Genomic DNA, 12,759 nt, shown 5'->3' with positions numbered 1-12,759 from the left:
AGAAGGCATGGCGAACGTGGACGAGATCAACCGTCTGACGGCCCTTGGCTTGAACGTCATCACAGCCATGGATGTCGCGGAAGGAAAACTAGACGAAGCCTTCGAGGTCGCCCGCGCTCAGGAGAAACGCAAGGTCGACATCTGGTGCAAAGGAAGAAAGAACATTCCGGTTGCACTGACTGCGATATGGGACTGCGATCCTGCAAACTTCTATCTCGCGTTCGACGGCGATGATCCCAGCGACCACGCTTCGACGGATTTCATTCTTATCGACGCTGATGTCACTGACGTTGGCGGCAGGCTTACCTACGCCGCCAGCAGGGACAAGGGTCCTTGGCATCAACGTTACAAGAGCAAGAGCTGTGGGATCGCCTACCGATGGCTGCATGGCCGCGGTGTCACACCGCCTTTGCTCGGCGAGTACCAAGGCCAAGTTCACATCGTAGGAGGCATGCACCGCTTCCATCTTGCCAAGCACTATGGGACGACGCGCATGCCATTCCTCGTCCGGAGGGCCGAACTAGCCGCAGTAATGGCGTTGATCCCCTCGGCGACCGACACCGCCAACTCGTAATGGCGGGGACTGCAGAAAAGAAGCGAATGAGTTGCGAACTTACCGGGATCACTCCCCGAAAGCTGACCGACGGCTTCCGGCCCCGTTGCGGCCATTCTTACTCCCGCACTTTGGCTTTTCCAGCGCTAAACCGGCCTTGGGCGATGAATGGAAACGGTCAGATGTTCCCGGTCTGTGCTCGAAAAGTCGCATAAAAGGGCAGACTGGTGTGACGTCCGGAATTATTGGGCCTTTCACGGGTTTACCGGTCCCGAATTATCGGTTGCTGGCGGGCGGGCTATGCGATTGAAAACAGGAGAGTTTTCTGGCTAAGGGTGGGGTTTCAGACTGAGTTTACCAATGCCCTTAATGACGATTAATTCTGGATTGGCATCAGGTGATTGGGTTTGCGCAGAATATAGCCGCCCTTATTGGTAAACCCGCTCACGGTCGACAACGGATTGGTCAACCTAGGACGACAGGATTGGTAAACCGGAGCCGCCCTATCGACGAAGGTCTAGCTTGGCGCATTCACTGTCGCCGGTAGGCAGATATTCGGGCGACAATCGGGACCAGCGTGCGACGCCGCCAAGCGTGAGACACGTCGGCTACGCCGCAAATCGACACGGTTTGACCGGGCGCAATACCGCACCGATCTTCTAATCTCGGCTTAATTCCGGAGAGAGGCAGATAATTCCGGACGCCACACTGATTGGTAACCTAAGGCCACCCACCACGCGGATTGGTAGCCCACAGGAATAGGTTTGGTAACCCTTATCGAGTGAGGGCCGCTCGTACCTTTCGGCGGGTTCGTTTCAGTTCTAAGCCCGGCTTAATTCTGGACAACGACAGATAATTCTGGACGGCACAGTGGAACTCAACGCGTTGTAAGGATGGCATAGAGAAGCAGTAGCCCTCCAGTCTCGCTACTGGAAAAATTCTGGAAAATGGGTCTGCTTGGCTGGACGCAGAACGTTGTGATTATTCAGCCGGCATTTCTGAAGCTTCTCGAACACAAACAGCTTGCCTTCGCGCACGCTATCTTCGAGCGACTTCGCCTTCGCCAGATGCGCCGCAATCGCGCTGGCCAGCATGCAACCTGTTCCGCGCATCGATATAGCAAGGCGCGGCGTGTCGAAGTGGATGGGTTCATGATCGGAGCGTAACAGAATATCGGCCGATCGGGGACCCGACGCGTGCCCACCCTTGATCAGCAGGGCCTGAGGGCCGACGGCCTGCAGTCTTTGTCCTTGTTGGAGCGCACCGTCCTCATCCGAAGCCGGTTCGGAACCAGTAAGGAGCGCCAGTTCAGGAAGGTTGGGCGTGACAATGCAGCAAAGCGGCATCAAATCGCGCTTCATGGCAGCGATAGCGCCTGCTTCCAGAAGTGCGCGGCCTGAGGTGGAGGCCAGCACAGGGTCGAGTACTGCCGGCACTTGCGGAAATTTGCGCAGCACTGCGGCAACGGCAACAATGATCTTGGCAGTCGCCAGCATGCCGATCTTGATTGTGGCTACGTCGTTGGCCTGTAGCGCGGCACACATCTGATTGGCCACCATGCTGGGTGGCGAATGATGGATTTCGATCACGGCGTCGTGCGTTTGCACCGTTAGCGCTGTGACGGCGAGACAGGTGCGCACGCCAACGGCAGAGATCGTCTCGATGTCGCGTGCTATTCCAGCACCCCCGCTGGAATCTGATCCGCCAACGACAAGCACATGCGGTTCTCGTCTCATCGCCATCGGTCCGTCTTTTCGATCCATTCTCGCGTGCGCGCTTCGGGGTCGAAGCTCAACGTGATGTCCGTGACCACTGCGGCGCTGTTGGCGCCGGCCTCAAAGACGCCGTCGAGGCGGTCGGGGTTGAGGCCGCCGATGGCGACCAATGGGATCGGCGCCCCCCGCCGCTTCCACTCGCTGATCCGCTCTAGCCCTTGCGGTGCCCACTTCATTTTCTTCAAAGTGGTGGGATAGATCGGACCGAGCGCGACATAGTCGGGCTCGGCAAACATGGCCGTTTCCAGCTCGACATGATCATGCGTGCTCAATCCGAGCCTGACGCCCGCTGCCCGTATCCTCGAGAGGTCGGCCGTTTGCAAATCCTCCTGGCCCAGATGCACGAAATCGCAGCCTTCCTCGATTGCCAGGCGCCAATAATCATTGATGATGAGCTGGCTTTTGTGTTGGACACACCAGGCCTTCGACTTGCGGATCTCCGCGCGCAGCCCGGTTTCATCCATGGTTTTGATGCGAAGCTGAATCAGCTTGACGCCGAGCGGCGCCAACCTTTCGATCCAGGCGGCGCTGTCGACGATCAGGTAGAAGGGATCGAGCTTCATGAAAAAACGGCCCTGCCGACCATCGGTGTCGATGGCACGGCGACGTCGCGCGGTTCGAGCATTCCCGAACTGAACGCCTCACGACCGGCGTCGACCGCCTTACCGAAAGCACGCGCCATGCCGACCGGATCTGCCGCCTTGGCGACCGCTGTGTTCAGGAGCACGGCGTCAAAGCCGAGTTCCATGACGGTGGCCGCGTGCGACGGCCGTCCGAGCCCCGCATCCACAATCAGCGGGACGCCAGGGAAATATCCGCGCATCGAGCGCAGCGCCGTCATGTTGACCGGTCCCAAGGCGGAACCGATCGGTGCGCACCACGGCATCAGGACCTTGCAGCCCGCTTCCAGCAGCCGCTCGGCGACAACGAGATCGTCGGTGGTATAGGGGAATACCGCAAAGCCGTCCTCGCACAGGATGCGGGCGGCTTCAACCAGACCGAACACATCCGGCTGTAGCGTGTCGTGATTGCCGATCACTTCGAGCTTGATCCAGTTGGTGCCGAAGACCTCGCGCGCCATTTTCGCGGTGGTGACGGCTTCCTTGACGGAGAGGCAGCCGGCGGTATTGGGCAGGGTTCTGGCGCCCAGCGAGCGGATCAACGACCAGAATTGTTCGCCGGCCCTACCGCCCGCCATCTCACGCCGCAACGAGACGGTCACCACCGACGTGCCCGATGCCTTGACTGCATCGGCAAGGATGGCCGGCGAAGGATACTGAGCCGTGCCGAGAAGCAGGCGCGACGAAAGCTCGGTTCCATAAAGCTCCAACATGCTAGCCGCCCTGCATGGGCGAGAGGATTTCGATCCGGTCGCCGTCGCTCAACTGGAACTCCGCGCGGTTGGCTTTGTGCACGAGGTCGCTGTTGACGGCGGTGGCGAGCCAATCGCCCTCATAGTCGAGCGCGGCAAGCAACTCGGCCAGCGTGGTGGCGGCAATCTCACGCGCCTCGCCGTTGACCATCAGTTTCATGAGCATGCTCCTTGGTTCTGTCTTGACTGAAAACCAGGTCGGCAGCCTGGCGCGCCATGGCGGGGGCGAGGAGAAAACCGTGACGATAAAGACCGTTGATCGCGATGATCTCACCGTCTGTTTCGACGCGTGGCAAATTGTCGGGAAATGCCGGACGGACACCCACACCGGTTTCAACGATCTCGGCCTCACCAAAGGCCGGATGGAGGGCATGGGCGGCGCCCAGCAGCTCCATCATGGAACGCGCCGTCACCGGTCCGGCGCTCTGGCTTTCAATCATCGTCGCTCCGATCATGAAACGGTGATCGGTGCGCGGCACGGCATAAAGCGGAAAGCGTGGATGAAGCAAACGGACCGGCCGCGACAGCGAGACATCAGGCGTGCGAAGGATCAGCATTTCGCCGCGAACACCGCGCAGCCTGTCATCGGCCGCTGCCATTCCCATGCAGTCTATCTGACGGGCGAATCCCGAAACAGGCCGGGCGTCGCAGCCGAAGTGGAATTTGACACCCATGGTCGCAAGCTTGTCATGAAGTGCCGCCATCGCCGGGCGTGGGTCGAGGTGAGCCTCGTCGGGGAAGAGCAATCCACGCCGGAAGCGGCCGGCGAGGTCGGGTTCCAGGAGCGCAATTTCGTTTTCATCGACGCGCCGATGCCCTGACGTGCGACTGGCGAACCGGTCAAGCTCACCGGCATCACGCGGCGCGGCCACGACCAATGTCCCGGCCCGTGTCACCTGACCCGACAGCACCGCATCCCACCAGTCGGCAGCATCGCGTCCGAGATCCAGCACCGGCTGCTCCGCGCTTTCGCGCTCGCACCATGGCGCCAGCATGCCGCCGGCGAACCACGACGCGTTGCCACCAAGGCCATGCCGCATCTCGGCGACGGTGACCGTCGCGCCGCGGGCGGCGAGTTCGAAAGCGACGGTGAGGCCGGCAACGCCGGCCCCTTTGACGAGCACCCTCATGATGGTTTGGGAGCCTCTGGCACGACCGGTACGCCAGTCTCGTCCGCCTGCATGTAGAGATCGCCGCCCTCCCGGTATTTTGCCGCCATTGCCGCCATGCCTTCCTTCTGGGCCTCGGCACGGATGTCGTGGGAAATGCGCATGGAGCAGAATTTCGGCCCGCACATCGAACAAAAATGTGCCAGCTTGTGCGCCTCCTTGGGCAAGGTCTGGTCGTGGAAGGACCGTGCGGTTTCGGGGTCGAGCGACAGGTTGAACTGGTCCTCCCAGCGGAACTCGAAGCGCGCGCGCGAAAGGGCATCATCCCTGGTTTTCGCTGCCGGATGGCCCTTCGCCAGATCGGCTGCATGGGCGGCTATCTTGTAGGTGATCACGCCAATCTTGACGTCGTTGCGGTCGGGAAGGCCGAGATGCTCTTTCGGCGTGACGTAGCAAAGCATTGCGGTGCCGAACCAGCCTATCATGGCGGCACCTATCCCTGAGGTGATGTGGTCATAGCCCGGCGCGATGTCGGTCGTCAGCGGCCCCAACGTGTAGAACGGCGCCTCACCGCACACTGCGAGCTGCTTGTCCATGTTCTGCTTGATCTTGTGCATGGGGACATGGCCCGGGCCTTCGATCATCACCTGGCAGTCCTTTGCCCAGGCAATCTTGGTGAGTTCTCCAAGTGTTTCCAGTTCGGCGAATTGCGCCGCGTCGTTCGCATCGGCGATTGAACCGGGACGAAGGCCGTCGCCGAGCGAGAAGGAGACGTCATAGGCTCTGGCGATGTCGCAGATCTCCTCGAAATGCTCGTAGAGGAAGCTCTCCCGGTGATGGTGCAGGCACCATTTGGCCATGATCGAGCCGCCGCGCGAGACGATGCCCGTGACCCGGTCGACGGTCAGCGGGATGTAGTGCAGCCGCACGCCGGCGTGGATGGTGAAATAGTCGACGCCTTGCTCGGCCTGCTCGATCAGCGTGTCGCGGTAGACCTCCCAGTTCAGATCCTCGGCGATGCCGTTGACCTTTTCCAGCGCCTGATAGAGCGGCACCGTACCGATCGGCACCGGCGCATTGCGCACGATCCAGTCGCGGATGTTGTGGATGTTGCGGCCGGTCGACAGGTCCATCACCGTGTCCGCGCCCCAGCGGATAGCCCAGACCATTTTTTCGACCTCTTCGGCCATCGACGATGTGACAGCCGAGTTACCGATGTTGGCGTTGATCTTGACCAGAAAATTGCGACCGATGATCATCGGCTCGCTCTCGGGATGATTGATGTTGGCGGGAATGATTGCGCGCCCGCGCGCCACCTCGTCGCGCACGAATTCGGGTGTGACGAAATCTGGGATCGCCGCGCCGAAGGCTTCGCCGTCGCGTTGCAGCTTGCCGCGCATCACCTCGCGGCCGAGATTCTCGCGGATGGCTACGAACTCCATTTCTGGCGTGATGATGCCGGCGCGCGCATAGGCAAGTTGGGTCACCGCCTTGCCCTGCTTGGCCTTGAGCGGCCGATTGCGTATCGGAAATTCCGGTGTCAGGCGCTCGCCGGTGGCGAATCCATTGTCTTCCGGCCGGACGTGGCGGCCGTCATAGGCTTCGACATCGCCACGCGCCGTGACCCATTCGTGGCGAAGCCGGGCAAGGCCTTTTTCGATGCTGGTTTCGACTGATGGATCGGTGTAGGGGCCGGACGGATCGTAGACGGTGACGGGCGGTTCGCCGGCCGTCGGATGGACGGAAATCTCGCGCATCGGCACCCTGATCTGCGGGTAGAGGACGCCGGGCTTGTGGATTTTCCGCGAGGCGGGCAGTGGTCCCGTCGATACGGCGGGGGTGAGGGCATTCATCGTGAGGCTCCTTTGCTCATGCATTGGAGACCCAGTTCTGTGCCGGAAGGATGAAAAGACGCTTCTGTAGACCTGCTGCAACAGGACCTCGGGCGTAAACTCCCGCAAAGCGCTTGCACCGTCCCTACGCCAGTATGAACTGGATCAGGTTCAACGGGTCACTGCGCCGCGAAAGCCAGCAGTATCTCAGCCCCTTGCCGGGACTCCCCTGGTGAATGCCTTAGGTTGAACGGGCTGACGCTATCTTGTCAAGCGCATTCGGGCGCCTTCGGCCGGTGGCGACGACCGGCGGCCAGCCGGGCGGAGAGCTCGCGCATGCATCGGGGACAAGTCACGCCCCGTAGACCGGGGCTGAATGGCCAAAGCCTCATTCGCTTCGTGAAGGATGGAGAAACTGTATTGGCCATGTGCGCGTATCGACCAAGTAGCTCAGGCGGTCACGGATGTGGTTATTCTGGTCGAAGGTGACGAACGGCCTTGGGGGTCACCTCCTTTAGGATTCAGAGGTTGGAAGACGGCTTCTCGCGATCACGGCCATCAGGAAATACCTGTCTTCGGCTCAACCTCGACATGGCGTCCGATCGACCGCAGATATACAGCTATCTCGTTCATGAGATGATCGCGTTCGCCGTAGATTTCAGCAATCCTACGCAGCTGTGGCTCGACGGCCCTCCGTTGCGCTGGCGTGAAATCAGCATCGCCAAAGACGTATCCCAAGTTGCCAATCGCGCAAATTTTGCAGCCGGCGTCCACAACTGCTTGTACGAATGCCGGAATGTCTTTTTCTTGCATGGTCTTCATGTCGAACCTCTCGTGAATGGCGTGCTTGCGCCCCAATCTGCCTTTTCAGCGTGTCCTCTGGGCGGCGCAAGCCCTGAGCGTGACTGTGCACGGGCAACCTCGACTATCCCATCTGCCACGCTCTTTAGAATCGGTGGGGTCTGGTGATCGCAGGCTGGGCCACTCAAAAGCCTGCAAGAAGAAAGTCATGGCGACCATTGCTCAAGATCGCAAGGGTGCGTGCAAGACCTTCCGTTGGCAGTCATGCACGCTCGCTCAGAGATAGTCCGGCCGCGGAAATTCTCCCTTATTCGTAAGAAAGCTCATTGAGCAACTGGGCATTGAGCAACTGGGTCTCACGTCACGGGTCTCGTGTGCTTCACAGCCGAAAAATAGCCGCCGTGGCAATTCTCGAAAAGTGCAGGCTACCTCGTTAAGGACACTGCGGATGATCGTTCGCGCTTGGCAAAAGCGAACGGATTAGTCTATGGCTCTCGGCAGGGGGGCGAGTTATGCGGCGGGTGCGAATCCTTCAAGTAGGCGATATTCACTATCCGGACTGGCATCCTTCCTCTAGCAACATCGATGCCAAGGATAGCAAGTTCGCTCCGAAAATAACGCAGAAGCTACGCGCGTCTTCGCTGCGTGCCGTCTTGACGAAACTTCGGCGGCTGACGACTTCGAAGCCCTTGGATTCGATCGCCTTCATGGGGGATTTCACGAGCCGTGGCGACAAGACCTTCATTGCTTCGGCATTCCAGCATTTCACGTTGCTCTGCCGCGCACAGGGACGCAGTTCAAAGGCGCTTCCGTTGATATTCGTACCGGGAAATCACGATGTGAACCGTGATGACGCGCGCGAACTTGGACCGACTGAGAAATTCAGCGAAATGGCGAGTTTAGCCGCCCGCTTGGGTTGGCAGACCGTTCCCGTGGACCAACCCGTGCACTTCAGACTTCCGACAGGATCCGCAGGCGCAAACTTCATCCTCGTCAACACAGCGATAGGCAGTTGGGAGCTTCAAAACCTTCCCGCGTTCCTTCGTGATCGTCTCGAGGCACTCAGTCCTTCTACAGAGCCTCTAGATCTCGGCTCGCCGGACATCTCGGGACATTCGCCCGCGACACCTCCCAGCGATCCAGACAAGGAGGCGTCCGACGACGAGTATTACGGTCAGATGGACACGCCATACATCTCGCGTGAGATGCTTGCAGGCCTACAGGAATTGCTCCAGCAGCCCGACATGCGTTACGGCATCATAATCGGCCATCACAATCTGCTGCCACAAAAGACTCCGCGCATTACGCCATACGCGGAGATGCTCAACAGCGGATTTGTCAGAACTCAGCTGCTGCAGGGCAACAAGCCTATCGTCTACCTGCATGGACACATACATGCTGATCCGGTCGAGATCGTCAACGATCCAAGGTTTCCGGACGGCAAATTGATCTGCATCTCAGCACCAGAGATACAGTCAGGTTTCAATGAGCTCGTCTTCTTCACGACCGATCAGGGAGAGCTCGTCGGCATCCGACTTATACCCTACCGCACCAATGTCGCCGACGGGACGGTCATGGAAGGCGAACATTGCTTTATTTCGACCATGTCCAACGGCAAGGCCTTTCTGAACAACGACACGTTTGACCTGCTGCGCCGACTGCGCGACCATGCCACCAGGCGCGGGAATGGGTTACTCTTCTGGGACGAGATCACTGAGATTGCTGCCTCCGCCGAGCTCGGGCTAGATCTGGAAGACTCTCTTCTGATGCTCCAAGCGGCGCGCTTCATCGAGATAGACGGCCTCACCAAGGCAAACTCGGCTTGGCGCATTAAGGTAAGGGACGAATAGCGATGGAGAATCCGTTCGGCCCCAACAGGATCGAGTACGAAAGCCGCCCGATACTGTGGTTCAGTCAGAAGTCGGCGTTGATTTCTGCCGCCGCCAAGCCGGTCTTCGTCGCAGGGACGAGAGGCAGCGGCAAGACCAGCATTCTTCGCTCGCTTTCCACAGTCCATATTCTTGAAGACAAAAGTCTCTCGGACCAAGTCGGCAAGCTCGCTTGGTATGGCGTCTTCTTCCAGCTCAATGAGACATTCTCGCCCCTAATCGACAACGCCGTTCTGAACCTCATTCCGGAGCGGATACGCTTCGACACGGCCGCCGTGATCCCGCGGCAATTCGTAATCTTCTCTCACTATCTGGAGCTGAAGATAGTCGAACGCCTGCTCGAGAGCATCGGCCAGCTCAGACGCGACGGCCACTTGAAATACCGGGCCTCCGAAGATAGGGACGTCGCCCTGGCACTGCATCGCGAAGTGCTGCACTTCATACCCCAACCTGCCCGTCTCGACTTCTTCAGCATCGATGAGCTGCGGGGTGGGATAACCCGGTACGTCGACGAATGCTTCAACGCGTTCTTCTTTGCCGCCGATGCCGGAGCGACCGGCTTCAGAGCAACAGACCCTGGCGCGATCATTAACAAGGTCGCGACCGCGATCACTCCACTTTTAAATGGCCCATCTTTCGCCGGTGACAGGGCGCCCTTCTTCAAGATACTGATTGACGACTGTGAAGCACTGACACCGCTCCAACAGCAGTTCCTGAACACCTTGGTGAGAAAGACGCGCGGCAACGTGAAATGGGTCCTCGCCTACATCGGCGGCCTCTACGACACGATCCGGACGATCATACCCGGCCAGTCGCTCTCGAATGCTGACCGGGACGTCGAGAATCTTGATTCAGTCGATCCGAGGGAGTTCGCCACGCTGTGCGAGAACGTGTCGTCGCTTCGGCTGTACTATGCGCTTCCTGACCATCTGCGGAGTGATCTCGAGCGCAACGATGCGCTCAGCGCGTTTTCGCTCAAAAACCGGCTGGGGCGGCTTTCCGTCAATGACATCATCGAGCGGGTTATCATATCGGGTCATTCCGAGGGCAGAGAAGAGCTTGTGGCACTTGCTGATGCAGCACGTGAATTCCTCTCCGTGAATTTGAGGACGGCGGATCAGCAGCAATTCCTTCTTGATCGAAAAGCGCGCCCTTATGCCGAAGGGCTGGCGCTCGCGCTCATGAACCCGGAAATTAAGCGCCGGCCCATGAGCAAGGCGGATGCTTCAAATCTGAAGAGGTCGATCGCCCGGAAACAGGGATGGGCTTTTCTGAAAGCGTGCCAGATGCTGCGTCTGCATGACTACCCGTACGTAGGGCACCAGATCATCACATCATTGAGCGACGTCTGTATACGCGATTTCCTTGATATAATGGGAGAGATCTTCCGCCGCAGTGTTCCGAGTTCCAGTGATCCACGAAAACTGGTGGAATTCATCAACTCGGATTTACAGATTCATCTCGAACAGCAGAGACAGGCTGTGAACGCCGCCTCTCAACGGAAGCTTGATGGACTTCAGGCGCTTTCACATCCGTACGAAGAAGAGAGCGTGCGCATGGTGCGGGCGTTGGGTTACCTGACCGCTCGCCTCCAGACAGAGTTTGCCGAAGAAAATGCTCTAGGAACGACAGAGAGAGGCATTTTCAGGGTTGATCTAAAGGAAATGCGCTCGCTGGTGAACCGACTGGAGCAACCCAGCGGAAAACTGGACGAGGTCCTGCGTCGGGCGGAAAGGGATGGGTTTATCCGGGAGGTCTCCGCCGCCGGCAACTTTGAGGTGGACCGCGCCGACCCCGCATCGAAGGAGATGATGATCAGATTGCATCGGCGATTTGCACCTTACTTCGGGTTCTCCTATCGCGGCCCGTACGAAATCAACACAATCCCTGCGGCGCGGATGGTCGACCTGCTTTTTACCAGGCATCGGCTCCCAGAAGACTGGGCCGACTCGGTGTTTAAGGAGCTCGTCGCGCGGCCCGCACTCAAGACCGAATTCCAGCACTCGCTTTTCGAGAGCGATCTCGAATGACCGCTTCAACTGTCGAGTATCGAGTCTTCGGCCATCTGGCCGTCACCGAGAAGGCGAGAGATGCAGGTACCTGCGAAACGATGGAGGCAGATATCGCGATCGTCGCGCTTGGATGGGAAACGCGTTTCGCCGCGTTCGAAAACCATCTTGACCTGAAGGTCGGCAAGATCGTGGTTCTGGACTTTGCTCTGAAGGAAGCGAACGTCCCAGCCGTCGAAGAAAACCGGCGAAAGCTCATCGCTATGGGTACCCGATGGGGCGTCGAAGTGACTGTGATCACCCTCGAGCCTTCCATCGAGTATCAGAAGAACATCAATCTCCTCGATCACCTGCTCACTCAGATGGCCGCTTCATGTGGCTCATACGAAGGAAGCCTGCGGAAGGTTTTCGTCGAGTGCTCGACGATGCCGCGAATCTACATCCAATGGCTGATTGCGGTGGCATTCAAGAAAATGTCGATTCAGTCTCTCGAATTCGGGTACGCCGAAGGTATCTACGGGAACGCGATCGGCAAAGAGGATTTTTCCAGCGGCTTGGACCGATACGTCACCGTCCCTCATCTTCAAGGCAGCGGAGGAATGGGCGAAGAGAAAGTCCTGCTCGTGGGGATCGGAGGAGATGCCGACGTATTCTACGGATTGATCGATATCGTCAGTCCGGAACGGATCTCGCTCCTCGTCCCAAGAAGCGACAAGAATGCGCATATCGATGCTTTGCTCGATCAACAGGTGGCCAAGGTACGTGAAACCCACCGGCTCGAAGATGGCGAAGTTCGCGACATCCAGGCTTTCGGGCTGATGGCCCACCTCGATGCTTTCGAGACGTATCTCGACGGGTTCGGCTCGCGTGCGGTGGTGAACGTTTTTGTCAGCGGCCCGAAGGTTCAGGCCATCGCTGCTGCCGTGCTCGCCTGCTCCGACAGCCGCGTCCATCTCAAGGCAAGAATTCCCACCTCCTATGCCCATCGTGAAGTCTCAGCGAATGGGCGGTATCATATCTATAGGCTGATTGACCTGACATCCCCTGCCTGCAGCCTTCCCGGGACGTTCTGACACTATCTTGCATTCGAGTAGCATCATGGTCCCAGTAGCCGTTCCGCCAAGCCTTCAGCGCATGTTCGTGTCGCCCGATCCGGTCGATGGGGGGCTAATTCCCACTTGGAAGCTGCTCTACATCAGATCAGGGGGGAATGCAGACTGGCAGAATTCCGTCTAATTAGCGACTAGCTAAAACATATACTCAGGCGAGACTGTTCAGCATAGAAATAGTGAGTCGGCCGTGAACTATCCGCAAGCCATTGATCTGGCCTGTTGATTGAGGCGGATAGCGGCTTTGGAATTGCAGGATTAGCGGTATTTGGACGCTGTTTTCCTGCAATTCGGTTTTGCGATTCCCTTG

Annotated in this window: 11 protein-coding genes and 1 riboswitch; of the genes, 4 read left to right on the top strand and 7 right to left on the bottom strand. The window is 58.7% G+C overall.

The window, feature by feature from the left end; translation table 11 throughout:
* The first annotated feature begins 7 nt into the window (after positions 1-7).
* A complete protein-coding gene (locus EN925_RS00795; protein WP_063169418.1) occupies positions 8-574 on the top strand; it encodes a hypothetical protein in 567 nt (188 codons plus the stop codon).
* A gap of 905 nt (positions 575-1,479) precedes the next feature.
* On the opposite strand, the gene EN925_RS00790 is transcribed toward EN925_RS00795, so the two are convergent.
* The 7 genes from EN925_RS00790 to EN925_RS00755 form a co-directional block, all read right to left on the bottom strand.
* Positions 1,480-2,295 carry a hydroxymethylpyrimidine/phosphomethylpyrimidine kinase gene (locus tag EN925_RS00790; protein ID WP_063169417.1) on the bottom strand — a complete coding sequence of 272 codons (816 nt, stop codon included), beginning with the start codon at positions 2,293-2,295 and terminating at the stop codon, positions 1,480-1,482.
* A complete protein-coding gene (locus EN925_RS00785) occupies positions 2,286-2,891 on the bottom strand; it encodes a thiamine phosphate synthase (RefSeq protein WP_127371779.1) in 606 nt (201 codons plus the stop codon). The genes EN925_RS00790 and EN925_RS00785 overlap by 10 nt, the downstream gene beginning before the upstream one ends.
* Positions 2,888-3,661: a thiazole synthase gene (locus EN925_RS00780; RefSeq protein ID WP_024504259.1), complete on the bottom strand. Its 774-nt coding sequence runs from the start codon at positions 3,659-3,661 to the stop codon at positions 2,888-2,890. The genes EN925_RS00785 and EN925_RS00780 overlap by 4 nt, the downstream gene beginning before the upstream one ends.
* Before the next feature lies 1 nt (position 3,662).
* Positions 3,663-3,860, bottom strand: coding sequence for a sulfur carrier protein ThiS (gene thiS / locus EN925_RS00775; RefSeq protein WP_024504260.1), 198 nt, complete (start codon positions 3,858-3,860; stop codon positions 3,663-3,665).
* Complete coding sequence (gene thiO, locus EN925_RS00770) at positions 3,829-4,830, bottom strand: glycine oxidase ThiO (RefSeq protein WP_063169415.1); 1,002 nt, start codon at positions 4,828-4,830, stop codon at positions 3,829-3,831. The genes thiS and thiO overlap by 32 nt, the downstream gene beginning before the upstream one ends.
* Positions 4,827-6,662 carry a phosphomethylpyrimidine synthase ThiC gene (gene thiC, locus EN925_RS00765; protein ID WP_063169414.1) on the bottom strand — a complete coding sequence of 612 codons (1,836 nt, stop codon included), beginning with the start codon at positions 6,660-6,662 and terminating at the stop codon, positions 4,827-4,829. The genes thiO and thiC overlap by 4 nt, the downstream gene beginning before the upstream one ends.
* A gap of 103 nt (positions 6,663-6,765) precedes the next feature.
* Positions 6,766-6,882, bottom strand: a riboswitch (TPP riboswitch).
* A gap of 317 nt (positions 6,883-7,199) precedes the next feature.
* A complete protein-coding gene (locus EN925_RS00755) occupies positions 7,200-7,463 on the bottom strand; it encodes a hypothetical protein (protein WP_082826710.1) in 264 nt (87 codons plus the stop codon).
* Positions 7,464-7,954: 491 nt separating this feature from the next.
* Between EN925_RS00755 and EN925_RS00750 the strand changes: the two genes are divergently transcribed.
* Genes EN925_RS00750 through EN925_RS00740 form a run of 3 tightly spaced genes read left to right on the top strand, consistent with a single transcriptional unit; the run spans position 7,955 to position 12,413 of the window.
* Positions 7,955-9,292 carry a metallophosphoesterase gene (locus tag EN925_RS00750; RefSeq protein WP_063169413.1) on the top strand — a complete coding sequence of 446 codons (1,338 nt, stop codon included), beginning with the start codon at positions 7,955-7,957 and terminating at the stop codon, positions 9,290-9,292.
* Between the two features lie 2 nt (positions 9,293-9,294).
* On the top strand, positions 9,295-11,361 hold the full coding sequence (locus tag EN925_RS00745) for a hypothetical protein (protein ID WP_063169412.1): 2,067 nt from the start codon (positions 9,295-9,297) through the stop codon (positions 11,359-11,361).
* The gene (locus EN925_RS00740) at positions 11,358-12,413 is read left to right on the top strand and encodes a hypothetical protein (protein WP_063169411.1); all 1,056 of its coding nucleotides are present in this window, start codon (positions 11,358-11,360) and stop codon (positions 12,411-12,413) included. Before EN925_RS00745 ends, EN925_RS00740 begins: the two co-directional genes overlap by 4 nt.
* The last annotated feature ends 346 nt before the right edge of the window (positions 12,414-12,759 follow it).

It is taken from the genome of Mesorhizobium sp. M7A.F.Ca.US.006.04.2.1, assembly GCF_004022915.1.
GTDB lineage: Bacteria > Pseudomonadota > Alphaproteobacteria > Rhizobiales > Rhizobiaceae > Mesorhizobium > Mesorhizobium ciceri.
The sequence above is the reverse complement of the archived record's forward strand: the minus strand, read 5'-3'. Positions and strand labels throughout refer to the sequence as shown.

Coding starts and splice junctions, on each gene's coding strand:
- EN925_RS00795 (WP_063169418.1), top strand. CDS start 8: ATGGCGAACGTGGACGAGATCAACCGTCTGACGGCCCTTGGCTTGAAC.
- EN925_RS00790 (WP_063169417.1), bottom strand. CDS start 2,295: ATGGCGATGAGACGAGAACCGCATGTGCTTGTCGTTGGCGGATCAGAT.
- EN925_RS00785 (WP_127371779.1), bottom strand. CDS start 2,891: ATGAAGCTCGATCCCTTCTACCTGATCGTCGACAGCGCCGCCTGGATC.
- EN925_RS00780 (WP_024504259.1), bottom strand. CDS start 3,661: ATGTTGGAGCTTTATGGAACCGAGCTTTCGTCGCGCCTGCTTCTCGGC.
- thiS (WP_024504260.1), bottom strand. CDS start 3,860: ATGAAACTGATGGTCAACGGCGAGGCGCGTGAGATTGCCGCCACCACG.
- thiO (WP_063169415.1), bottom strand. CDS start 4,830: ATGAGGGTGCTCGTCAAAGGGGCCGGCGTTGCCGGCCTCACCGTCGCT.
- thiC (WP_063169414.1), bottom strand. CDS start 6,662: ATGAATGCCCTCACCCCCGCCGTATCGACGGGACCACTGCCCGCCTCG.
- EN925_RS00755 (WP_082826710.1), bottom strand. CDS start 7,463: ATGAAGACCATGCAAGAAAAAGACATTCCGGCATTCGTACAAGCAGTT.
- EN925_RS00750 (WP_063169413.1), top strand. CDS start 7,955: ATGCGGCGGGTGCGAATCCTTCAAGTAGGCGATATTCACTATCCGGAC.
- EN925_RS00745 (WP_063169412.1), top strand. CDS start 9,295: ATGGAGAATCCGTTCGGCCCCAACAGGATCGAGTACGAAAGCCGCCCG.
- EN925_RS00740 (WP_063169411.1), top strand. CDS start 11,358: ATGACCGCTTCAACTGTCGAGTATCGAGTCTTCGGCCATCTGGCCGTC.